Origin of the sequence: Mesorhizobium sp. Primo-A (assembly GCF_003997175.1) — a bacterium.
GTDB classification, from domain to species: Bacteria; Pseudomonadota; Alphaproteobacteria; order Rhizobiales; family Rhizobiaceae; genus Mesorhizobium; species Mesorhizobium ciceri.
The window spans coordinates 268,142-289,072 of sequence record NZ_RZTG01000003.1 but is presented as its reverse complement, the minus strand read 5'-3'; the positions used below and the strand labels follow the sequence as shown (position 1 = coordinate 289,072).

The following is a 20,931-nucleotide window of genomic DNA, read 5'->3' as shown; positions in this document are numbered from 1 at the left end:
CGACCGAGGACAGGAAAAGACGCCGATTCATTCGGACAGGGTTGCGACGGTTCATATTAGGAATCTCAAAAATAAGAGAGCACGCTTGGGAAGTGATTCCCAAGTATTCATGACAACGATAGTTAGGTTAAGCCGCAGATCGAATGCCGATAGACTGCGAGATGAAAATGACCTCGTCAACCACATCACAAAATCGTTAGCGAGGGTTTGGTCTACTGTCGATCAGGTCTGCTTGTGCTGTTGGAAGCCGGTTTTCGCCCGGAACTTGGGCTGCAGCGTCGCCTCTTGCAGAGCGTCCTGGCATACGCGGCCGGATACTGGACCGATAGAAACAGCATCGTGCCATCAGGCATGAATCAGGGACAGCCACAGACCGGCTGGCGTTCGAGGTAGTGGTCGACACCAGGGCGCCACCGCGACGTATCACGAGGCGTTCCGGACCCCTTGATCATACCTGCTCAGCTGGCAAGCAGCCTAATGAGTTTACGACCTGGACGACGCCTTGTAGACTGAACACATGGCGCTCAAACGGATGGACAACATAGGAATCGTCGTCGATGACCTCGAAGAGACGATTGGTTTCTTTGGCGAGCTCGGCCTTGAGCTCGAAGGGCGGGCCACGATCGAAGGAGAATGGGCCGGACGTGTCACTGGACTGGGCGATCAACGCGTCGAGATTGCCATGATGCGGACGCCGGACGGCCACAGCCGGCTCGAACTGTCCCGCTTCCTCACGCCGCCTGCCGTCTCGGATCACCGCAACGCCCCGGTTAACGCCCTCGGCTACCTCCGCGTCATGTTCGCCGTGGACGACATTGAGGGGACGCTTGAAAGGCTCCGCAATCGCGGTGCGCGGCTCGAAGGCGAAGTTGTCCAGTATAGAGACGTGTATCGGCTCTGCTACATTCGAGGGCCCGGAGGGCTTCTCATAGGGCTCGCGCAAGAACTAAGCTGAGCGCAATGCGCTAAGCGGCCTGCCGCTTCGGCACCATCTGCTCATCCATCCCCGGCCGATGGCCGCGCAGATAGAGCGCGCAGGTGGTGCGCAGCATCGACGCAAAGTTCGGGATGGCGCCGTTGATCTCTATGGCTTCGTCATAGAGCTTGGAGATGAATTTCGGCGTCGTCAGGTTCTGGTTTTCGGCGATCTCGTCAAGCAACGCCCAGAACGTCGCTTCGAGCTGGATGCTGGTCGAGTGACCGTCGATGCGAATCGAGCGGTTGATCTGGCGATAGCCTTCGGGGTCCTGGCCCGCAAACACCCTGCACATCCGACAAACCTCCCATGATTGTTGGTCTTGGGTGGACGGCGTGCAGTTTGATACTGCTTGACCTGTCCCCACACGTATTCTCGGGCAAAATTGCCGGTCCGGCAATCGGACTTTCGTCCCGTTCGCGGCTGCGGGCGTGGTAACCGGCTGCCACCACCTTTTGTCCGCGCCGCGCATAATCGCCTCCACACCAGCGCGGAGACTAATTTGGCCAAGGCGATCCACAGTATGATCCGGGTTCTCGACGAGACCCGATCGGTCGATTTCTACAGAAACGCCTTCGGGCTCAATGTCGCCGACAGGCTGGATTTCGAGACGTTCACGCTCCTTTACCTCAGCAATGCCGAGGCAGGGTTCGAGCTCGAACTGACCGTGAACAAGGATCGGCAGGAAGCTTACGGGCTCGGCGACGGCTACGGTCACTTCGCTGTCTCCGTCGCCGACCTCGACAGCGAACATGACCGTCTCGGTGCGCTTGGCCTGAATCCGAAGAAGATCGTCGAGTTCAACCGCGACGGATCGCTGATCGCCCGCTTTTTCTTCATCGAGGACCCCGACGGCTACAAGATCGAGGTTCTGCAGCGCGGAGGTCGCTTCCAATAGGAGACATAGCAGTCGCGCCGGCAGGTGCGGCGCCAGCAAACGCACTCTCAACAGTGCACATAGCAAGCAGGGAGGAATAAAATGGTCACGATCTATGACGCGAAGCCCGGGCTTTCCCGTCGTGAGCTTCTCAAACGCGGCGGCATCGGGGCGCTGCTCGTCATCTCCGGTAGCGCCGTCATCAGCCCTGAACATGCCTGGGGGCTCGAGACATCGGCACTCAAGCCCGAAACCATGGCGACGCTGATCCAGATGGCGCGTGACATCTATCCGCACGATCAGGTGCCGGACAAATACTACGCCATTGCCGTGAAAGGTCATGACGAGCAGGCCGGCAAGGACGCCGCCTACAAGGCGATGCTCGAGGATGGCATCGCCGACCTCGACAAGAAATCCGGTGGCGGCGGCTATCGCGGCCTCGGCTGGGAGGACCAGCGCGTCGGCGTGCTGAAGCAGATCGAGGCGACGCCGTTTTTCCAGGCCATCAGAGGCGGCCTTGTGGTCGGCCTCTACAACCAGAAAGAGGTGTGGCCGATCTTCGGCTACGAGGGCGAGTCCTATTCCAAGGGCGGCTACATCGCGCGCGGTTTCGACGACATCGAGTGGCTCTGAGCTCCGTCGTTCCTGAACCCGCAAACAGAAATCATGGGAGGAAACCATGGCAGCTTCATTTGATCTGAACAACGACGGCGTGGTCGTCATCATCGGTTCGGGCGCCGGCGGCGGCACGCTCGGCAACGAACTTGCCCAGAAGGGTGTCGACGTCGTCATCCTGGAAGCCGGCGCGCGCCACGAATACGAGGATTTCGTCAATGACGAGTGGGGTTCGTTCGCCCAGCTCGCCTGGACCGACAAGCGCACCACGTCCGGCGACTGGCGCGTGGCAAAGGATTTTCCGAACCTGCCGGCCTGGATCGTCAAGTCGGTCGGCGGTTCGACCACGCATTGGGCGGGAGCCTCGCTGCGCTTCCAGGAGCACGAGTTCAAGACGCTCTCGACCTATGGCAAACTGGAAGGCGCCAACCTGCTCGATTGGCCGATCACGCTGGCCGAGATGGAGCCCTACTACGCCAAGGCCGAGGCCAAGATGGGCGTCACCGGCACCAATGACTGGCCGCGGCTGCCGGGCAACAACAATTTCAAGGTGTTGAAGGCCGGCGCCGACGAGCTCGGCTACAAGGAATGCCACACCGGCAACATGGCCATCAACTCGGTCGATCGCGACGATCGTAATTCCTGCCAGCAAACCGGCTTCTGCTTCCAGGGCTGTAAATGGGGCGCCAAATGGTCGACGCTCTACACCGAGATCCCCAAGGGCGAGGCGACAGGCCATCTCGAAGTCAGGCCGAATGCCATGGCGATCAAGATCAACCACGACGCCAGCGGAAAGGTGACCGGCGTCGTCTACGCCGACAAGGACGGCAAGCTGCAGGAGCAGAAGGCGCGCATCGTCGCGGTTGCCGGCAACTCGATCGAGAGCCCAAGGCTGCTGCTCAATTCGGCGTCGGGAAAATTCCCCGATGGGCTTGCCAACTCGTCGGGCCAGGTCGGCAAGAACTACATGCGCCACACCACCGGCTCGGTCTATGCCATCTTCGACAGGCCGGTGCATATGTATCGCGGCACCACCATGGCCGGCATCATCCGCGACGAGGCGCGGCATGATCCGTCGCGTGGGTTCGTGGGCGGCTACGAGTTCGAGACGCTGTCGCTCGGCCTGCCGTTCATGGCCGCATTCCTCGATCCGGGCGCCTGGGGGCGCTCGTTCACCACCGCACTCGATCACTACGACCACATGGCCGGCCTGTGGATCGTCGGTGAGGACATGCCGCGCGCGGAGAACCGCATCACGCTGCATGCAGACGAGAAGGACGCACACGGCATGCCGATCGCCGACGTGCATTTCGACGACCATCCGAACGACACGGCGATGCGTAACCACGCCTACAAACAGGCTACGGCACTTTACGATGCGGTCGGCGCCACCCGCACCTTCCCGACGCCGCCCTATCCCTCGACCCACAATCTCGGCACCAATCGGATGAGCGAGAAAGCGGAAGACGGCGTCGTCAACAAGCACGGCCAGGCGCACGACATCAAGAACCTGTTCGTGTCGGACGGCAGCCAGTTCACCACCGGGGCCGCCGAAAACCCGACCCTGACGATCGTGTCGCTGGCGATCCGCCAGGCCGACTACATCGCCGCGCAGATGTCGGCAAAGACGATCTAGTCACATCCTCCCGACGGACTGCTGGCGCGGAACCCGCAAGGTTCCGCGCCTTTTTCTTGCCACCCTTATTGCTTGGTGCAGGTCGATGCGGTGAAGGCGCCGTCGGGTTGCTTCATGATGATGTCGAAGGAGGGCACGGTTTCGCCGTCAAGCGTCGCCTGGGTCAGCGACAGCGAGTTGCCGCCGGCGGTGTAGCCGCCCAGTGGTCCCAGCCAGGAAATCACGCCGTTCGCATCCATTTGGTAGTTGTACCCTTGCTGAGCGGGGCCGAAGCCGCCGAGGCTGGTGTAGACAGGGCCGCTGTAGACGTTCCCCTTGATGGTGATGTCGCCGAGGCTGAGGAACATGCCAAGCAGGTACACTTCGCAATGATAGGTGCCGTCAGGCATCTTGCCATCGCTGAAATCGGCTCGCGCGGCTCCGGTTGCTGCGGCCAGAAGCAGTATGCCGATGAAAAAGCGTGAAATCCCTGAAATCATGACGTCGCTCGTTTGAAGAGCGAGCTTGCCCTATTTTTGCACCGCGCCGCAACATCGGTCGCCCAAGGCGCCGCTATTCAGATCAAAATCTAGGCAGTCTGGGAGAATGAGCGAAAATTAGGCAAAAACTGTGTAAGCTGCGCAAATTTCCCTCAATCGATTTCTGGCCGGCTCTCTTTGTTTTGGAAGCCCTATGTTCCAAAGCGCTGATATCTATGAACTATTTGTACCCTTTCGGGATCGCTGGAGCGGTTGGCATGGGGGTTGCATTGTAGTGTTGCGGTGCAATCAACTAGCTTGGGAGTCCGTAATATGAGGGGTAATTTCTCGACAATAACAAAAATGTTTTCGGCTGGTGCGGTCGCCGCCGGCCTGTTGATGTCGGCTCCGGCCAAGGCCGCCGACGACACGATCAAGGTCGGCATTCTCCATTCGCTCTCGGGGACCATGGCGATTTCGGAGACGACACTGAAGGACGCCATGCTGATGCTCATCGACGAGCAGAACGCCAAGGGCGGCCTGCTCGGCAAGAAGCTCGAGGCGGTGGTCGTCGATCCGGCTTCCAACTGGCCGCTGTTTGCCGAAAAGGCGCGCGAACTGATCTCCAAGGACAAGGTTGCGGCGGTGTTCGGCTGCTGGACCTCGGTGTCGCGCAAATCGGTGCTGCCGGTGTTCTCCGAACTCGACAACATCCTGTTCTATCCGGTCCAGTATGAGGGCGAGGAGAGCGAGCGCAACGTGTTCTACACGGGTGCGGCGCCGAACCAGCAGGCGATCCCGGCGGTCGACTATCTGATGAGCGAGGACGGCGGTTCGGTTAAGCGCTGGGTGCTGGAAGGCACCGACTACGTCTATCCGCGCACCACCAACAAGATCCTCGAGGCCTATCTGAAGGCCAAGGGCGTGGCGGCTGAAGACATCATGGTCAATTACACGCCGTTCGGCTTCTCCGACTGGCAGACCGAGGTTTCGGCGATCAAGAAGTTCGGTTCGGCCGGCAAGAAGACCGCCGTCGTCTCCACCGTCAACGGCGACGCCAACGTGCCGTTCTACAAGGAACTCGGCAACCAGGGCATCAAGGCCGAGGACATTCCGGTCATGGCCTTCTCGGTCGGCGAGGAAGAGCTTGCAGGTCTCGACACCGCGCCGCTGGTCGGCCATCTCGCCGCCTGGAACTATTTCGAGAGCATCGATACGCCCGAGAACAAGAAGTTCATCGCCGACTGGCACAAGTTCATCAAGAACGACAAGCGCACCACCAACGACCCGATGGAGGCCCATTATATCGGCTTCAACATGTGGGTGAAGGCGGTCGAGAAGGCCGGCACCACCGATCCGGACAAGGTCATCGACGCCATGATCGGCGTGTCGGTGCCGAACCTGACCGGCGGCTATTCGACGATGATGCCGAACCACCACATCACCAAGCCGGTGCTGATCGGCGAAATCCAGGCCGACGGCCAGTTCGAGACCGTGTCGCGCACGCCGGGCCTGGTGATGGGCGACGAATGGTCCGACTATCTGCCTGATTCCAAGGACCTGATCTCGGATTGGCGCGCGCCTCTGTCCTGCGGCAACTTTAATGTTGCCACCGGCAAGTGCGGCGGCAAGGGCACGAACTGATCCCTCCCAGGGCTGACCCAGTCAGACCGCGCGCGTCCGGACGGCTTCCTCCGCCGTCCGGACGCCCACTTCAACCTTCAGGGGTTACCAGAAACCAATGACCTTAATCCGCACGGGTTTGATGCTGTTGTTCCTGCTGGCGACACTGTCGTCATCGGGCGCTGGCGAAACCGATCTGCGCGGCATCATCGCCAAATTCGCCACGGCCAAGGGCTTTTCCGAGATCGGAGCCGTCGTCCACGAACTGGCAGCCGCTGGCGACCCGGCGGTGGAGCGGCCGCTTGCGGCACTTGCCGACGGCAACCTCTATGTCCGCAAGGCCGATTCCCTGGTGTTTGTCGGCAAGGAAGCGGGCGAGAGCGTCCAGCTTTCCGACCCGTTGAGCGGGGAGGCATCGGGTGAGGCGGCCAAGGACGGCATCACCAAGATCAAGGTCAACAACACGCTGCGTCGCGTCATCCGCGATGCGTTGGGCACTCTGACGCTCGGCGCCAAGGATCCGGCTGTCCGCATCGCCGCCGCCGACACCATGTTCAAGACACCTGACGCCGCAAATATCGCCCCCCTCGATACGGCGATCGCCGGTGAGGCCGTGGCCAGCGTCAAGGCTCTGCTCGAACAGGCCCGTGCGGCCTCCGTTCTGGTCTCCGACCGGCCGGATGCCGAGAAGCTCACTGCCATCGCGCTGATCGGCGCGCGCGGCGACCGCGATGCGGTTTCCCTGCTCACCTCGGTCGAGGCGAATTCCACCGACGCGGTCAGGCAAGCGGCGACAGCCGCGATCGCCAACATCAATTCGACGCTGGCCTTTTGGGATGCCGGGCAGAACATCTGGTACGGCATCTCGCTGGGCTCGGTGCTGCTGCTGGCGGCAATCGGCCTCGCCATCACCTTCGGCGTCATGGGCGTCATCAACATGGCGCATGGCGAGATGGTCATGCTCGGCGCCTACACGACCTTCGTCGTCCAGCAGGTGATCCGTACATCCTTCCCTGACCTGTTCGACTGGTCGCTGGTCATCGCACTGCCGCTGGCCTTTCTCGTCGCCGCTCTGGTTGGCCTGATCATCGAGCGCGGCGTCATCCGCTTCCTCTATGGCCGGCCGCTTGAAACACTGCTGGCGACATGGGGCGTCTCGCTGATCCTGCAACAGGCCGTGCGCTCAATCTTCGGGCCGACCAACCAGGAGGTCGGCAACCCATCCTGGATGTCGGGCTCGTTCAATGTCGGACAGTTGGCGATCACCTGGAACCGCCTGTGGATCCTGGTTTTCGCGCTCGCTGTCTTCGGCATCCTGCTCTACGTGATGAAGCGCACGCCCTGGGGCCTGCAGATGCGCGCCGTCACCGCCAACCGGCGCATGGCTGCCTCGATGGGCATCAGGACGCCGTGGGTCGACGCGCTGACCTTCGCGCTCGGCTCCGGCATTGCCGGCATTGCCGGCGTCGCGCTGAGCCAGATCGACAACGTCTCGCCCAATCTCGGCCGCGGGTACATCATCGACAGCTTCATGGTCGTTGTCTTCGGCGGCGTCGGCAATCTGTGGGGCACGCTGGTCGGCGCCTTCTCGCTCGGCATCGTCAACAAGTTCCTCGAGCCTTATGCGGGCGCGGTGCTCGGCAAGATCGTCGTGCTGGTGCTGATCATCCTGTTCATCCAGAAACGCCCGCGCGGCCTGTTCGCGCTCAAGGGGAGGGCGGTGGAAGCATGATCACGGGACGCTTCTTTGCCGCCGGCGCGGACCGCCGCATCGCCATTACGATCTCCATCCTGCTGGCGGTGGCCGTCATCGTGCCGTTGCTCAACCTTGCGGTGTCTCCTACCAGCGCCTTCTACATCCCATCCTACATCGTCGCGCTGACCGGCAAATATCTCTGCTATGCGCTGCTTGCCTTGGCGCTCGACCTGGTCTGGGGCTATTGCGGCATCCTTTCGCTCGGCCACGGCGCCTTCTTCGCGCTCGGCGGCTATGCAATGGGCATGTATCTGATGCGCCAGATCGGCTCGCGCGGCGTCTATGGCAATCCCGTCTTGCCCGACTTCATGGTGTTCCTGAACTACAAGGAACTGCCATGGTTCTGGTATGGCTTCGACCATTTCTGGTTCGCCGGCCTCATGGTGCTCGCGGTGCCTGGCCTGCTGGCTTTCGTCTTCGGCTGGTTCGCCTTCCGCAGCCGCGTCACCGGCGTTTATCTCTCCATCATTACCCAGGCGATGACGTATGCGCTGCTGCTTGCCTTTTTCCGCAACGACATGGGGTTCGGCGGCAACAACGGCCTGACCGATTTCAAGGATATTCTGGGCTTCAACGTGCAGGCCGACGCGACGCGCTCGGCGCTGTTTGCCGCCAGCGCGGTGATGCTGGCACTTGCCGTCTTCGTCACCTGGGCGATCGTCGGCTCAAAATACGGCAAGCTCTTGATGGCGGTACGCGATGCCGAGAGCCGCACGCGCTTCCTCGGCTGGCGGGCGGAGAACGTGAAACTGTTCGCCTTCACCGTCTCGGCCGTCATGGCCGGCATAGCCGGCGCGCTCTACGTGCCGCAGGTCGGCATCATCAATCCGGGTGAATTCGAGCCGGCCAATTCGATTGAAGTCGTCGTCTGGGCGGCTGTCGGCGGGCGCGGCACCATTGTCGGGCCGATCATCGGTGCGTTGCTGGTCAATGCCGGAAAATCCTGGTTCACCGGCGTACTGCCGGAGTTCTGGCTGTTTGCACTGGGTGGACTATTCGTCGCCGTCACGCTTTTGCTGCCCAAGGGCATCATCGGCATGTGGGACAGCTGGCGCGGCAACGCCAAGGCGTTGCGAGCTGCTTCGATTGCCGAGGAAGCCGGCACCGATGCCGATGTCTCGCCGCCGGCGAAAATCGTTCGCAGTGAAGCAAGAAAGCCAGGTGACTGGTCCGCCAGCAACCCCGAACCACAGCCGGCGGAGTGAGCGACCATGTCAAAGTCGAACACGATCCTTTATCTCGACGGCGTCTCGGTCTCCTTCGACGGCTTTCGCGCCATCAACAATCTGTCGCTGGTGCTCGACAAGGGCGAGATGCGCGCCATCATCGGCCCCAACGGCGCCGGCAAGACGACGATGATGGACATCGTCACCGGCAAGACGCGGCCCGACGAGGGCGAAGTGTTCTTCGACGGCCAAGTCGATCTGACCAAGCACGACGAGGCCGAGATCGCAATGATGGGCATTGGCCGTAAATTTCAGAAGCCGACCGTCTTCGAAAGCCACACGATCGAGGAAAACCTGATGCTGGCGCTGAAGGGTCCTCGCTCGATCTTCCCGGCGCTGTTTCACCGCCGCTCGGCCGCCGAGACGCGGCAGATTGATGACATCCTCGGCATCATCCGGCTTGGCGACAAGCGTGACGAACTGGCGGCCAATCTCAGCCATGGGCAAAAGCAGTGGCTGGAGATCGGCATGCTCTTGGCGCAGGACCCGAAACTGCTTCTGGTTGACGAGCCGGTCGCCGGCATGACCGATGCCGAGACCGAGGAAACCGCGCGGCTGCTCAAGGATATCGCCCGCGACCATTCGGTCATCGTCGTCGAGCACGACATGCATTTCGTGCGCGAGCTCGGCGTCAAGGTCACCTGCCTGCACGAGGGCTCGGTGCTCTCGGAAGGCACACTCGATTTCGTGTCGGCCGACGAGCGTGTCGTCGAAGTCTATCTGGGGAGATGAGCATGGTCTGGCGGGTTCAGTTCCATCACTTCGATCTGTCGTTTCTCAGGTTCTGGAGACGGCGCTGACATGCTCGAAGTTTCCAATGCCACGCTGCACTACGGCGCCGCCCAGGCGCTGCGCGGCGTATCGCTGAAGGCGGGCGCCGGCAAGATCACCTGCGTGCTCGGCCGCAACGGCGTCGGTAAGACCAGTTTGATGAGATCGATCGTCGGCCACCACCGGCTGACGAGCGGAAGCGTTGCCTTCGAGGGGAAGGCGCTCGACCGGAGCGCGGCGTATGACCGCGCCCGGTCGGGCATCGCATTCGTACCGCAGGGCAGGGAGGTCTTTCCGCTGCTCACCGTGCGGGAGAACCTGGAATCAGGCTTTGCGCCGCTGAGGCGAGCCGACCGCAACATTCCGGCGCATGTCTTCGAATTGTTCCCTGTGCTGAAGCAGATGCTCGGCCGTCGCGGCGGCGATCTTTCCGGCGGCCAGCAGCAACAGCTCGCCATCGGGCGGGCGCTGGTGATGCGGCCGAAACTGCTCGTGCTCGATGAACCGACCGAGGGCATACAGCCGTCGATCATTAAGGACATCGGCCGCGCCATCCGCTATCTACGCGACCAGGCGGGCATCGCCGTGCTTTTGGTCGAACAATATCTCGATTTCTGCCGCGAGCTCGCCGACGAGGTCAACATCATGGACCGGGGCGTGATCGTCCATACCGGCCCGGCTGAAGATTTAGACCGGGCTGATGTGCGGAAGTTCCTTACCGTCTAGCATTGGCGGTGAACTTCAGTTGGCGATCCGAAGTTCTTGCCAAGTCCAATATTTCTCCATCCGATCACCTGCGTCTCTGGCACGCTCAATATCGCGTGCTAGTCTTTTCCATGGCTTTGTGAGTCGGCCGCTTCCGTATCAGTCTGGTTATCGCAGATCGAGGACCACGGCCAATGCCGGGCAAGTTTCACGCAAGCAAGGCTGCCTAGCTTCCCTCCTGCGATCTCTGTCGTTCAAACGCGTTTGGGCACACAGGCTAAGGGACAGCCATGGAACGTTACGTCGAGGATTACCAGAAGCGGCGGCTTACCGAACGCGTCGACATCATCGCTGCCATCAATATCTTGAGATCACAGGGCTGCGACTACGACGATCTGATCGAGGAGATCACCAAGGTCTTCTATGTCGATCTCGATACCTTCAATGAGATTGTCATGGCGGCCTAGGAGCCGCATTCGTCTCCCCACGATCAGAGGCCGGTGTTGCGCGATTAGCTTGCGCGCCTGAACGGAGATGCGGTGACGCGGTTACGGCCTCCGCGCTTGGCGTCGTAGAGCGCCTTGTCGGCGGCGTTGAGCACCTTGTCGAAGCCGAGGCCTTCCTTGGTGCCGAAAGCAAATCCGGCACTGACGGTGCATATCAGCGAGCCTGTCTCGGTTTCGATGCGGTGCGCGGCGAAAGCTGCCCGTATGGCCTCGGCGGTGGCCTCCACCGTTTCGGGCAAGGTCCGCTTCAGCACCAGCGCGAACTCCTCGCCGCCCATGCGCGCGGCGACGTCGGCCGGGCGGCGATTGCTGGCGAGTTCCCGTGCAAACACCCTCAGCACCTCATCACCGGCGGCGTGGCCGAATTCGTCGTTGATGGCCTTGAAGTTGTCGAGATCGAAGACGACCACCGCCGTGAAGGCGCCGACCGGCGCATCGCCGTGCAGGTCGAACAGGGCGCGGCGGTTGAGCAGGCCGGTCAGCGGGTCGGTCAGGGCATTGTGGCGGTGATGCCGGGCCAAGCGTCCCTGATTCAGGGCCAGGGAAAGCGCTCCAATCCCGGTCATGCTGGCGATGACGATGATGAGGCTCAGTTCCTCGGCCCAGTTGCTTGGCGCATGTCCAAGGACCAGCTTTCCATCCAAGGCTAAAACCATGGCGCAGAGAGCGAAGGATGCGGCCGTGGCAGAATAGAGCGCGGTGATACCGATCGTCAGGGCAGGGGCTTCGTCGCGGCCCTTCCAGTATTCGACCGCCGTTGCGAACAGAAGCAAGGCGGCGAAGGCATTTTCGAACATGAAGCCCAGCCCGTCATAGCCTAGAGCCATGGGAGGCAACGTCACGGCCAGCGAAATGGCGCTGCCAAGTACAGTTCGGGGCACTGGCGAGCCGCCGGTTCTAAACTGGTAGGCCGCGCCCAGCATTGTCGAGAAACCGAGCAGGAGGAAAGCCAGCGTGGCGATGCCCAGCAGGCGCCCGGGCATGTCGATATAAGCGTCATAGACAAAAATATCGCCGACCACGAACACCAGGCTGATCGCCCATGTCAGCAGGAATTTCTCCGAGCGAGCGGTCAGCCACATGCCGAACAATGTCAGGCTCAGGCAGGCCGCGGAAAAACCGACAGCCAGGAGAAGTGAAGTGTAGTCGAGCGACATGCCCCTCGTCCTTGCCCGTGGCGGCCCAGATCTGCGACTGGTCTGGCTGGATTCATGCAGCAAGGAGGTATCGATAAGGTTACGACGGTGGCGAAGATGCCATGATTCCGCTGCGTCAGGGCACCGGTTGACCCTGGTCCACTCGCTTCATCAGTGCCATGGCGCCGAACGGCGCGCGCACCTTGCCCTCGGTGATGAAGTAAACGAACACGTCGCGCGGCTTGACCGGCGCATCGGTGGCGGGGTCGGCGCGCCGCAGGTCGGCCGGCTGCTTGCCTTGCGCCCAGGTCTTTACCCGCGCGGCCCATTCATCGAGGCCTTTCGGCGTATAGCAGTCGGGATTGTCATCGCTGCCGGTCTGCAGTCGGGCGTAGACGAAATCGGCGGTGATGTCGGCGATATCAGGATATTTGGCATGGTCGGCGTAGACGATCGCGGCCTTGTATTTTCGGGCAAGTGCTGCGAATTCCGGCACGACAAAACTGTCGTTGCGGACTTCGAGCGCATGGCGCAGCGCAACGCCGTCCTGCTTTTCCGGGAGCAGCTTCAGGAAGGCTTCGAAATCGTCCGGATCGAATTTCTTGGTCGGTGCGAACTGCCACAGGATCGGCCCGAGCTTTTCGCCGAGCGCCGCCACGCCGGAGCCAAGAAAGCGCATCATCGATTCGCCGGCCTCGCCCAGCACGCGCCGGTTGGTGACGAAGCGGTTGCCCTTCAGCGAATAGACAAAGCCGTCCGGCGCCTCGCTGGCCCATTTGACGAAGGTCGGCTCCTTGAAGCTGGAATAGTAAGTGCCGTTGACCTCGATGCTCGGCACCTGGCGAGTGGCGTAGTTCAACTGCTTGGCCTTGGGAAGCTTGTCGGGATAGAAGGACGTATCCCAGGGTTCGAAGGTCCAGCCGCCCATGCCGGCGCGGATTGTTCCCGATGTGCTCATTGTCATCCTCCCAATGCAGAAAAAGATCAGGCCGCGGTGATCTGATCGACGGTTTTGGCCATGTCGACGAGCACCCATCCTGGCCGGTAGGGATTGGGCCGGCGACCCGTTTCGTGGAAACCATAGGCAAGATAGAGCGCAATGTTCCGCTCCATCCTGGCGTTGGTGTAGAGCCGCACTTCTGGCAGACCCCAGAGATGGGTCTGCTCATCCGCGTGTTTCAGCAGCGCAATGCCGAAGCCCTTGCCTTGAAAGTCGGGGGAGACCGCGACGGAGAAGATCATCGCGTGGTCGTCATGTCGCTCCAGCGTGATCAGCCCGGCAAGCTCGCCGCCACTTTCCAGCAACCAGACCTCGCCGCGCACGATGCGCGGTGCATAGTCCTCGGTGACCGGGACCGGCGGCGCGCCGAACAGTGCGATGTAAGGCGCATAAGCCGCTTCCGTCAGCGAGACGACGGTTTGGAGATCACCGGCAAGCGCTCTTCTGATTGTCATTCAAAAGCTCTCCAGGCGCCAACCGGTCGATCACTCCGCCGCTTCGCGTTTGCCTCCGGGACGTCGCTCCAGAAGCTCCTTGAGGAACTGGCCGGTGTAGCTGCGCTTTTCGCGCACGATGGCTTCCGGCGTGCCGGAGGCGACCAGTTCGCCGCCGCCATCGCCGCCTTCGGGGCCGAGGTCGAGCACCCAGTCCGCGGTTTTTATCACTTCGAGATTGTGCTCGATGACCACCACCGTGTTGCCCTGGTCTACCAGTTCGTGCAGCACTTCCAGCAGTTTGGCAACGTCGTGGAAATGCAGGCCAGTGGTCGGCTCATCCAGGATATAGAGCGTCTTGCCGGTCGCCTTGCGCGACAGTTCCTTGGCCAGCTTGATGCGCTGCGCCTCGCCGCCGGACAGCGTTGTCGCCTGCTGGCCGATATGGATGTAGCCGAGGCCGACCTGCTTCAGCGTGTCGAGCTTGTCGCGCACGCCGGGCACGGCGGCGAAGAAATCGACGCCTTCCTCGACCGTCATGTCGAGCACGTCGGCGATCGACTTGCCCTTGAACAGGACATCGAGCGTCTCTCTGTTATAGCGCTTGCCGTGACAGACGTCGCAGGTGACGTAGACGTCGGGCAGGAAGTGCATCTCGATCTTGATGACGCCGTCGCCCTGGCAGGCCTCGCAGCGGCCGCCCTTGACGTTGAACGAAAAGCGTCCCGGCTGATAGCCGCGCGCCTTGGCCTCCGGCAGGCCAGCGAACCAGTCGCGGATCGGCGTGAAGGCGCCGGTATAGGTGGCCGGGTTTGAACGCGGTGTGCGGCCGATCGGCGACTGGTCGATGTCGATGACCTTGTCGAGGAATTCGAGGCCCTCGATGCGGTCGTGGTCGGCCGGATGTTCGCGCGAGCCCATGATGCGTCTCGAAGCGGCCTTGAACAGCGTCTCGATCAGGAAGGTCGACTTGCCGCCGCCGGACACGCCAGTGACGGCGGTGAAGGTGCCGAGTGGGATTTCGGCGGTGACGTTCTTCAGATTGTTGCCGCGCGCGCCGACGATCTTGATGCGGCGGTTCTTCTTCGCTTCACGCCGCACGCCGGGCGTCGCCACTTCGAGCGCGCCCGACAGATATTTGCCGGTGATCGAATTGGGATTGGCCATGACCTGCTGCGGCGTGCCCTGGGCGATGATCTCGCCGCCATGGATGCCGGCGGCCGGGCCCATGTCGACGACATAGTCGGCATGCAGGATGGCGTCCTCGTCATGCTCGACGACGATCACCGTGTTGCCGATGTCGCGCAGGTGCTTCAGCGTATCGAGCAGGCGCGCATTGTCGCGCTGGTGCAGGCCGATCGACGGCTCGTCCAGCACATAGAGCACGCCGGTCAGGCCGGAGCCGATCTGCGATGCCAGCCGGATGCGCTGGCTCTCGCCGCCCGACAGCGTGCCGGAATTGCGCGACAGCGTCAGATAGTCGAGCCCGACATCGTTGAGGAAGCGCAGCCGTTCACGGATTTCCTTGAGCACACGCACCGCGATTTCGTTCTGCTTGTCGTTGAGCGACGCGGGCAGGTCGGTGAACCACTGGTCGGCCTTGCGGATGGAAAGCTCGGTGACTTCGCCGATGTGCCTGCCGGCGATCTTCACCGCCAGCGACTCGGGCTTCAGCCGATAGCCCTTGCAGACCGGGCAGGGTGTGGCCGACATGAAGCGCTCGATCTCCTCGCGCATCCAGGCGGATTCGGTCTCTTTCCAGCGCCGCTCGAGATTGGGGATGACGCCTTCGAAAGTCTTCGTCGTCTTGTAGGAGCGCAGGCCGTCATCATACTGGAAGGTGATCTCGCGCTCGCCGGTGCCGCGCAGGACGGCTTCCTTGGCCTCTTCGGACAAATCCTTGAACTTGTCGCCGAGCTTGAAGCCATAGGCCTTGCCCAATGCCTCCAGCGTCTGCGCGTAATAGGGCGAGGTCGACTTCGCCCACGGGCTGACGGCGCCGTCGCGCAGCGAGATGTTTTCATCCGGCACGATCAGATTGCCGTCGATGGCGCGCTGGCTGCCGAGACCGTCGCAAGTCGGGCAGGCGCCGAACGGATTGTTGAACGAAAACAGCCGCGGTTCGATTTCCGGAATGGTGAAGCCGGAGACCGGGCAAGCGAACTTTTCCGAGAACAGGATGCGCTCATGCGTCTCGTTCTTCGACTTGTTGACCGAATCCTCGCCGGTCTGGCTGGAATCGAGCGGCTTGTCGGCGAATTCGGCGACCGCCAGCCCATCGGCCAGCTTCAGCGCCGTTTCGATGGAATCGGCAAGCCGCGTCGCGAGATCGCCGCGCACGACGATGCGGTCGACGACGACATCGAGGTCATGCTTGTACTTCTTGTCCAGCGCCGGCACGTCGGCGATCTCATAGAAGACGCCGTCGACCTTGACGCGCTGAAAGCCCTTCTTCTGCAGTTCCAGCAACTCCTTGCGGTACTCGCCTTTGCGGCCGCGCACCATCGGCGCCAGAATGAACAGGCGCGTGCCTTCCTCGATCGCCAGCACGCGGTCGACCATCTGCGAAACCGTCTGGCTCTCGATCGGCAGGCCGGTGGCCGGCGAATAGGGGATGCCGACGCGCGCAAAAAGCAGGCGCATATAGTCGTAGATCTCGGTGACGGTGCCGACCGTCGAACGCGGGTTCTTCGATGTGGTCTTCTGCTCGATGGAAATGGCAGGCGACAGGCCGTCGATCTGGTCGACGTCAGGCTTCTGCATCATTTCGAGGAATTGCCGCGCGTAGGCCGACAGGCTTTCGACGTAGCGGCGCTGGCCCTCGGCATAGATCGTGTCGAAGGCAAGCGATGACTTGCCGGACCCCGACAGGCCGGTCATGACAATCAGGCTGTCACGCGGCAGGTCGAGATCGACATTCTTCAGATTGTGTTCGCGCGCCCCGCGAATGGAAAGATATTTATGGTCGGCCATAGCCGGTCGCCGCCTCAGAATCTGGAATTTCCTGGAATGGCGGGTTTTCCCGGCCATCCCCTATGTAGGTAGTTTTGCCGCCACGTCGAGAGACGCCACAATTCCCGACAAAAGCGTTTAAGCGTCTTTCGCGTGAACGGGCAAGCGGAAAGAACAAAGGCCGAACACGCTCCTGACAAAGCTGTGCAAAAACTGACTTGTACGTAACCTCCCGGCGATCACGTTTTTCGGTAACCGGCTATTGATGGTTGACGCGGGCAACCCAGGAGCGCAGTCTCCGGAAGTCAACGAAGCCGGCCGTCTTTCGATGGCCTCGCCGCCCAAAGGCGGCCTGCGAGACGCCGCAGGCATTTGCGATTTGTGCTTCGAATTGACAACAATCGCAACGGACAGAGGAGCGGAGCTATGACGCCACCGGATCGTCCCCTAGGGTTCCAGTTGTCACTGGAGCCGCGGCAGGCATAAGTGCCAGGGTTTAGCGTCTGCGCCACCCGGCAAACCGTGACCTGCCATATCCCCTAAAAATCAGAGACTGCTAGTCGGATCGTCGGCCGAACGCCGCGGTGCATCCGAAATCAAACGCCGGCAGTACACTCCCGGCAAAGTTGGATTTGAGATCCAGAAGGCCCCGTCCGTTTGCCCAAGGCACGGCGGGGCCGTTTTATGTGGGGAACGCTCATTTCCGCGCGCACTCAGTGACGCGGCGGCCCGATCGAGTCGGCGCCGACATCGACGGTGATGCTGCCGGAAATCCTGACATCCGTATCGCCGATCTTGAATGTGCCGTTCTCGCCGGCCGGCAGCGCATCGTCCGGCTCGGGAGCCGGCTTGGCGATGCGGTAGTCGCCGGTCACGCCGGGCAGGGCGCTTTTTTGCGTCGACGGCGAACTGTCCTCTGCAAGAGCCGCGCCACTCACGAGACTGGCAAAAGCGAGCACCACGACGGCGATGACGGGGCGCAGTGGTCTGGAAGGATGAGTGTCGGTCATCCCAGGACTATAGTGGCGCGCCGCCGATGGAACCAGACCGGCATCGTCAAATCTTCGGCAGCCGGCCGGACTCCGCTCCGGCCCTGGCTTACGCCGCCTTTTTGCGCGTGTCGAAAACATGGTCGACGATGCCCCATGCCTGCGCCTCGCGGGCGGTCATGAAGTGGTCGCGGTCCAGCGTGCGCTCGACCTCTTCATAGGTACGGCCGCAATGCTGCGCGTAGAGCTCGGCCATGTGCCGTTTCGTCCTGCCGATGCGCTCGGCATGGCGCTGGATGTCGGAGGCCTGGCCCTGGAACCCGCCCAGCGGCTGATGCAGCAGGATGGTGGCGTTCGGCAGGGAAATCCGGCGCCCCGGTGTGCCTGCCATCAGCAGGAACGAGCCCATCGATGCCGCAAAGCCCATGCATACGGTCGACACCGGGCAGCTGATATATTGCATCGTGTCGTAGATGGCGAAACCACTGGTCACTACGCCGCCCGGCGAGTTGATGTAGAGCGAGATCTCCTTGTCGGGATTGTCCGATTCCAGCGACAAAAGCTGCGCGCAGACCAGCGCCGAGATGTCGTCGTTGATCTCGCCGTTGATGAAGATGATGCGCTCGCGCAGCAGCCGCGAAAAGATGTCGAAGGCGCGTTCGCCGCGGCTCGATTGCTCGATGACCATCGGCACCAGACTGGCAACACCGCTCATTTTTCTTCTCCGATTTTCTATTATGCCGCGCGCAGAAGGCGCGGTGCGTTCGCGGCGATGGGCTTTCCAATTGCGCGCAAACCGAGCGAAAGACGGCAGCCGGCGCCTGCCATGGCGATGGCCGGCATGGCCTTGCGGGCAAAACCGTCGTGGACGATGCGCAGATGCGTGCCGCCGGAAGCGGTGCGGGCAAGCGTGAAGGTGACGGTACTGTCGAGCGGATCCTGCCTGGCTGCGTCGCCCGGCTGCTCCCGCCAGGAATAGCGCAGCAACTTCTCGGGTTCGGCGTCGAGGATTTCGCATTCGATCGGCGCGCCCGTCCCGGCGAAGGCAAAACGGTTGCCGATCTCGGGTCTCATGTCGTTGGGCATCATCCAGGCGGCGAGCAATTCCGGTACGGTCAGGGCCCGCCAGACCTTTTCCGGCGGCTCGGCAAGGTCGTACTCGAACTCGAGCGCATCCGGAGAGACTTCGCGATGGCTTTCGTCGGCCATTGATCCCCTGTCGTTCATTGATCCATGTCCTTCAAAACCGCCTTCAGCCTTTCGATGCGTTCCGGCCAGAAAGTCCGGTAGCGTTCGATCCAGGAGAGCAAGGGAGCGAGCCCCTGCGGATCGGCGCGGTAATAGGCGTTGCGGCCGGCTCGCCGCTCGACCACCAGGCCTGCGCCACGCAGGACGGCCAAATGCTGCGACACCGCGGGCTGCGACACCGTCATACCGGTGCGCAATTCCGACACGCTCATCTCGCCTGCGGCTAGCCGCTCAAAGACGGCGCGGCGCGTCGGGTCGGCCAGTGCGCGAAAAATCTCTGCTTCGATCATGTCAAAAGCATAAGTGAATACTTATTGATTTGGCAAGCACTGTTTTACGAGATTGTCGGAAGCCAGCGTCTCACCATTCCGGCAGGCCCATCGAACGTCGCCTCGAAAATCGGCGACGCAAGGACGGCGTGGATGTGAAGCGTTCCAGTGCCGGCGTTCTTGAACCCGTGTTTCCTGTTCGCGGGGACAACGAGAGACTGGCCCGATGTCACGACTGTATGCTCATCGTCGATCCACATCTCAGCCCTACCGGCGATAACGGTCAGCACTTCCTCCACGGGATGCCAATGCGTTGGGGCGCCGACCGTGGGCTCGACCCATTGCTCGAATATGCAAAGTTGCGATGCACCATTGCTGGCCGACACATGCATGCGTGTTTCCACACCTGCTCGCCATTGCTCGCGCTGCTGGTCCTCATGTGCGACAGACTTCATTTGATCGCCCCCGGTCAGATCCGATTTCATGGAAATTTCCGGCCGGGACACTACATCTTGCTGACAAACATTGACAGAACGTCATCTGCACCATAGAACGAACAGGGAACAAAAACCTTGTGGGTAAAGGCAGCCACGGCAAGCGGCTGACGCCTGCAGCCTGTAAGGTGCTGCGACAAAAAAATTTGTTTCGGATGAGCGCGGAGAAATATCATGGCGGGTAGCGTCAACAAGGTCATTTTGGTCGGCAACCTCGGCGCGGATCCCGAAATCCGTCGCCTCAACTCGGGCGAGCCGGTCGTCAACATTCGCATTGCGACGTCGGAAAGCTGGCGTGACAAGAATTCCGGCGAGCGCAAGGAAAAGACCGAATGGCACAACGTCGTCATCTTCAATGAGGGCATCGCCAAGGTGGCGGAGCAGTATTTGAAGAAGGGCATGAAGGTCTATGTAGAGGGCCAGCTGCAGACGCGCAAATGGCAGGACCAGACCGGCGCCGACAAGTACACGACGGAAGTCGTGCTGCAGAAATTCCGCGGTGAGCTGCAGATGCTCGACGCGCGCGGGCAGGGTGAAGGCGGCCAAGTCGGCGGCTATGCCGGTGGCGGCAGCAGCCGTGGTTCCGATTTCGGCCAGTCCAGCCCGAGCGAAGGCTTCAATCGCAGTGGTGGCGGTGCCAAGAGCGGCGGCGGTGGCGGTTCGTCGCGCGAACTGGACGACGAAATCCCGTTCTGATCGCAACAGCAGATGTTGTTTTTGGCTTAAGTCAAACATTGCGCCCCGAGAGTCCATCATGGACTTTCGGGGTTTTGCATTGTCGAACTGAACGCCGACATGGCGATCAACGAAATATGGCGAAGGACGAGTTCGATGAAAGCACGCGTAAAATGGGTCGAGGAACGCACCTTCGTCGGCGAGTCCGGTAGCGGCCACAAACTGGTGCTGGGAACCGCGCCCGGACCGGAAGGCAGGACGCCGGGACCGAGCCCGATGGAGCTGGTGCTGATCGGCACCGGCGGCTGTTCGGCCTATGATGTCGTGCACATCCTCGAAAAGGGGCGCGACGCGGTCGAGGACTGCGTTGTCGAGCTCGAAGCCGACCGGGCGGAAACCGAACCCAGAGTGTTCACCCGCATTCATATGCATTTCGTCGTCAAGGGCAGGCAACTCTCCAGCGACAAGGTGAAACGCGCGATCGACCTTTCGATCGAAAAATATTGCTCGGCCTCCGCGATGCTTGCCAAGACCGCCACGATTACCCACGATTTCGAGGTCATCGACACGACGGCGAGATAGAGC

At 61.6% G+C, this 20,931-nt stretch carries 23 protein-coding genes; 12 read left to right on the top strand and 11 right to left on the bottom strand.

Features of this window, described 5'->3' with window-relative positions; genetic code table 11:
- The first annotated feature begins 517 nt into the window (after positions 1-517).
- A complete protein-coding gene (locus EOC83_RS06875; protein WP_063167925.1) occupies positions 518-955 on the top strand; it encodes a VOC family protein in 438 nt (145 codons plus the stop codon).
- A gap of 10 nt (positions 956-965) precedes the next feature.
- Here the strand turns inward: EOC83_RS06875 and EOC83_RS06870 are convergent, their stop codons facing one another.
- Complete coding sequence (locus EOC83_RS06870; RefSeq protein WP_063167926.1) at positions 966-1,271, bottom strand: ribbon-helix-helix domain-containing protein; 306 nt, start codon at positions 1,269-1,271, stop codon at positions 966-968.
- Between the two features lie 207 nt (positions 1,272-1,478).
- Here EOC83_RS06870 and EOC83_RS06865 point away from each other — a divergent pair, with 207 nt between their 5' ends.
- The 3 genes from EOC83_RS06865 to EOC83_RS06855 all read left to right on the top strand — a co-directional run bounded on the left by EOC83_RS06865 (position 1,479) and on the right by EOC83_RS06855 (position 4,104).
- A complete protein-coding gene (locus tag EOC83_RS06865; protein ID WP_027161507.1) occupies positions 1,479-1,874 on the top strand; it encodes a VOC family protein in 396 nt (131 codons plus the stop codon).
- Positions 1,875-1,955: 81 nt separating this feature from the next.
- Entirely contained in the window at positions 1,956-2,486 is a 531-nt protein-coding gene (locus EOC83_RS06860; RefSeq protein ID WP_063167927.1) for a Twin-arginine translocation pathway signal, read from the top strand.
- Positions 2,487-2,532: 46 nt separating this feature from the next.
- On the top strand, positions 2,533-4,104 hold the full coding sequence (locus EOC83_RS06855) for a GMC family oxidoreductase (protein WP_063167928.1): 1,572 nt from the start codon (positions 2,533-2,535) through the stop codon (positions 4,102-4,104).
- A gap of 65 nt (positions 4,105-4,169) precedes the next feature.
- On the opposite strand, the gene EOC83_RS06850 is transcribed toward EOC83_RS06855, so the two are convergent.
- Complete coding sequence (locus EOC83_RS06850; protein ID WP_024503521.1) at positions 4,170-4,583, bottom strand: hypothetical protein; 414 nt, start codon at positions 4,581-4,583, stop codon at positions 4,170-4,172.
- A 312-nt stretch (positions 4,584-4,895) separates the two neighbouring features.
- On the opposite strand from EOC83_RS06850, the gene urtA reads away from it, so the two are divergent.
- The 6 genes from urtA (at position 4,896) to EOC83_RS06820 (ending at position 11,110) form a co-directional block, all read left to right on the top strand.
- Positions 4,896-6,206: an urea ABC transporter substrate-binding protein gene (gene urtA / locus EOC83_RS06845; protein ID WP_013531849.1), complete on the top strand. Its 1,311-nt coding sequence runs from the start codon at positions 4,896-4,898 to the stop codon at positions 6,204-6,206.
- 97 nt (positions 6,207-6,303) lie between these two features.
- A complete protein-coding gene (gene urtB / locus EOC83_RS06840) occupies positions 6,304-7,917 on the top strand; it encodes an urea ABC transporter permease subunit UrtB (RefSeq protein WP_063167929.1) in 1,614 nt (537 codons plus the stop codon).
- Positions 7,914-9,146, top strand: coding sequence for an urea ABC transporter permease subunit UrtC (gene urtC / locus EOC83_RS06835; RefSeq protein WP_027161511.1), 1,233 nt, complete (start codon positions 7,914-7,916; stop codon positions 9,144-9,146). The genes urtB and urtC overlap by 4 nt, the downstream gene beginning before the upstream one ends.
- A gap of 6 nt (positions 9,147-9,152) precedes the next feature.
- Complete coding sequence (gene urtD, locus EOC83_RS06830; protein ID WP_013531846.1) at positions 9,153-9,899, top strand: urea ABC transporter ATP-binding protein UrtD; 747 nt, start codon at positions 9,153-9,155, stop codon at positions 9,897-9,899.
- A gap of 69 nt (positions 9,900-9,968) precedes the next feature.
- A complete protein-coding gene (urtE, locus tag EOC83_RS06825) occupies positions 9,969-10,664 on the top strand; it encodes an urea ABC transporter ATP-binding subunit UrtE (protein ID WP_013531845.1) in 696 nt (231 codons plus the stop codon).
- A gap of 269 nt (positions 10,665-10,933) precedes the next feature.
- Positions 10,934-11,110, top strand: a complete 177-nt coding sequence (locus EOC83_RS06820; RefSeq protein WP_013531844.1) for a hypothetical protein — start codon at positions 10,934-10,936, stop codon at positions 11,108-11,110.
- A 44-nt stretch (positions 11,111-11,154) separates the two neighbouring features.
- Here EOC83_RS06820 and EOC83_RS06815 read toward each other — a convergent pair whose 3' ends face one another.
- The 9 genes from EOC83_RS06815 to EOC83_RS06775 all read right to left on the bottom strand — a co-directional run bounded on the left by EOC83_RS06815 (position 11,155) and on the right by EOC83_RS06775 (position 19,662).
- Positions 11,155-12,306: a GGDEF domain-containing protein gene (locus EOC83_RS06815; protein WP_013531843.1), complete on the bottom strand. Its 1,152-nt coding sequence runs from the start codon at positions 12,304-12,306 to the stop codon at positions 11,155-11,157.
- Between the two features lie 115 nt (positions 12,307-12,421).
- Positions 12,422-13,243: a DUF72 domain-containing protein gene (locus EOC83_RS06810; RefSeq protein ID WP_063167930.1), complete on the bottom strand. Its 822-nt coding sequence runs from the start codon at positions 13,241-13,243 to the stop codon at positions 12,422-12,424.
- 26 nt (positions 13,244-13,269) lie between these two features.
- Complete coding sequence (locus EOC83_RS06805) at positions 13,270-13,740, bottom strand: GNAT family N-acetyltransferase (protein ID WP_063167931.1); 471 nt, start codon at positions 13,738-13,740, stop codon at positions 13,270-13,272.
- A gap of 30 nt (positions 13,741-13,770) precedes the next feature.
- Complete coding sequence (gene uvrA / locus EOC83_RS06800) at positions 13,771-16,692, bottom strand: excinuclease ABC subunit UvrA (RefSeq protein WP_063167932.1); 2,922 nt, start codon at positions 16,690-16,692, stop codon at positions 13,771-13,773.
- 692 nt (positions 16,693-17,384) lie between these two features.
- Positions 17,385-17,681, bottom strand: coding sequence for a hypothetical protein (locus EOC83_RS06795; protein WP_063167933.1), 297 nt, complete (start codon positions 17,679-17,681; stop codon positions 17,385-17,387).
- An 88-nt stretch (positions 17,682-17,769) separates the two neighbouring features.
- Complete coding sequence (locus tag EOC83_RS06790) at positions 17,770-18,375, bottom strand: ATP-dependent Clp protease proteolytic subunit (RefSeq protein WP_063167934.1); 606 nt, start codon at positions 18,373-18,375, stop codon at positions 17,770-17,772.
- A gap of 20 nt (positions 18,376-18,395) precedes the next feature.
- Positions 18,396-18,887 (bottom strand): SRPBCC domain-containing protein, encoded by a 492-nt coding sequence (locus EOC83_RS06785; RefSeq protein ID WP_063167935.1) that lies wholly within the window; start codon positions 18,885-18,887, stop codon positions 18,396-18,398.
- Positions 18,884-19,198 carry a metalloregulator ArsR/SmtB family transcription factor gene (locus EOC83_RS06780; protein ID WP_013531836.1) on the bottom strand — a complete coding sequence of 105 codons (315 nt, stop codon included), beginning with the start codon at positions 19,196-19,198 and terminating at the stop codon, positions 18,884-18,886. The genes EOC83_RS06785 and EOC83_RS06780 overlap by 4 nt, the downstream gene beginning before the upstream one ends.
- A 44-nt stretch (positions 19,199-19,242) precedes the next feature.
- A complete protein-coding gene (locus EOC83_RS06775; RefSeq protein ID WP_013531835.1) occupies positions 19,243-19,662 on the bottom strand; it encodes a cupin domain-containing protein in 420 nt (139 codons plus the stop codon).
- 183 nt (positions 19,663-19,845) lie between these two features.
- Here EOC83_RS06775 and EOC83_RS06770 point away from each other — a divergent pair, with 183 nt between their 5' ends.
- Complete coding sequence (locus EOC83_RS06770; protein ID WP_063167936.1) at positions 19,846-20,367, top strand: single-stranded DNA-binding protein; 522 nt, start codon at positions 19,846-19,848, stop codon at positions 20,365-20,367.
- A 135-nt stretch (positions 20,368-20,502) separates the two neighbouring features.
- Positions 20,503-20,928: an OsmC family protein gene (locus EOC83_RS06765; protein ID WP_063167937.1), complete on the top strand. Its 426-nt coding sequence runs from the start codon at positions 20,503-20,505 to the stop codon at positions 20,926-20,928.
- Positions 20,929-20,931: the final 3 nt, after the last annotated feature.

Excerpts from the sequence above, each read along its gene's own strand:
- EOC83_RS06775 (WP_013531835.1), bottom strand. The coding sequence starts at position 19,662 with ATGAAATCGGATCTGACCGGGGGCGATCAAATGAAGTCTGTCGCACAT.
- EOC83_RS06770 (WP_063167936.1), top strand. The coding sequence starts at position 19,846 with ATGGCGGGTAGCGTCAACAAGGTCATTTTGGTCGGCAACCTCGGCGCG.
- EOC83_RS06795 (WP_063167933.1), bottom strand. The coding sequence starts at position 17,681 with ATGACCGACACTCATCCTTCCAGACCACTGCGCCCCGTCATCGCCGTC.
- EOC83_RS06805 (WP_063167931.1), bottom strand. The coding sequence starts at position 13,740 with ATGACAATCAGAAGAGCGCTTGCCGGTGATCTCCAAACCGTCGTCTCG.
- EOC83_RS06875 (WP_063167925.1), top strand. The coding sequence starts at position 518 with ATGGCGCTCAAACGGATGGACAACATAGGAATCGTCGTCGATGACCTC.
- EOC83_RS06810 (WP_063167930.1), bottom strand. The coding sequence starts at position 13,243 with ATGAGCACATCGGGAACAATCCGCGCCGGCATGGGCGGCTGGACCTTC.
- EOC83_RS06820 (WP_013531844.1), top strand. The coding sequence starts at position 10,934 with ATGGAACGTTACGTCGAGGATTACCAGAAGCGGCGGCTTACCGAACGC.
- uvrA (WP_063167932.1), bottom strand. The coding sequence starts at position 16,692 with ATGGCCGACCATAAATATCTTTCCATTCGCGGGGCGCGCGAACACAAT.
- urtD (WP_013531846.1), top strand. The coding sequence starts at position 9,153 with ATGTCAAAGTCGAACACGATCCTTTATCTCGACGGCGTCTCGGTCTCC.
- EOC83_RS06870 (WP_063167926.1), bottom strand. The coding sequence starts at position 1,271 with ATGTGCAGGGTGTTTGCGGGCCAGGACCCCGAAGGCTATCGCCAGATC.
- EOC83_RS06785 (WP_063167935.1), bottom strand. The coding sequence starts at position 18,887 with ATGAACGACAGGGGATCAATGGCCGACGAAAGCCATCGCGAAGTCTCT.
- EOC83_RS06765 (WP_063167937.1), top strand. The coding sequence starts at position 20,503 with ATGAAAGCACGCGTAAAATGGGTCGAGGAACGCACCTTCGTCGGCGAG.
- urtC (WP_027161511.1), top strand. The coding sequence starts at position 7,914 with ATGATCACGGGACGCTTCTTTGCCGCCGGCGCGGACCGCCGCATCGCC.
- EOC83_RS06780 (WP_013531836.1), bottom strand. The coding sequence starts at position 19,198 with ATGATCGAAGCAGAGATTTTTCGCGCACTGGCCGACCCGACGCGCCGC.
- EOC83_RS06855 (WP_063167928.1), top strand. The coding sequence starts at position 2,533 with ATGGCAGCTTCATTTGATCTGAACAACGACGGCGTGGTCGTCATCATC.
- EOC83_RS06860 (WP_063167927.1), top strand. The coding sequence starts at position 1,956 with ATGGTCACGATCTATGACGCGAAGCCCGGGCTTTCCCGTCGTGAGCTT.
- urtB (WP_063167929.1), top strand. The coding sequence starts at position 6,304 with ATGACCTTAATCCGCACGGGTTTGATGCTGTTGTTCCTGCTGGCGACA.
- EOC83_RS06790 (WP_063167934.1), bottom strand. The coding sequence starts at position 18,375 with ATGAGCGGTGTTGCCAGTCTGGTGCCGATGGTCATCGAGCAATCGAGC.
- urtE (WP_013531845.1), top strand. The coding sequence starts at position 9,969 with ATGCTCGAAGTTTCCAATGCCACGCTGCACTACGGCGCCGCCCAGGCG.
- urtA (WP_013531849.1), top strand. The coding sequence starts at position 4,896 with ATGAGGGGTAATTTCTCGACAATAACAAAAATGTTTTCGGCTGGTGCG.
- EOC83_RS06850 (WP_024503521.1), bottom strand. The coding sequence starts at position 4,583 with ATGATTTCAGGGATTTCACGCTTTTTCATCGGCATACTGCTTCTGGCC.
- EOC83_RS06815 (WP_013531843.1), bottom strand. The coding sequence starts at position 12,306 with ATGTCGCTCGACTACACTTCACTTCTCCTGGCTGTCGGTTTTTCCGCG.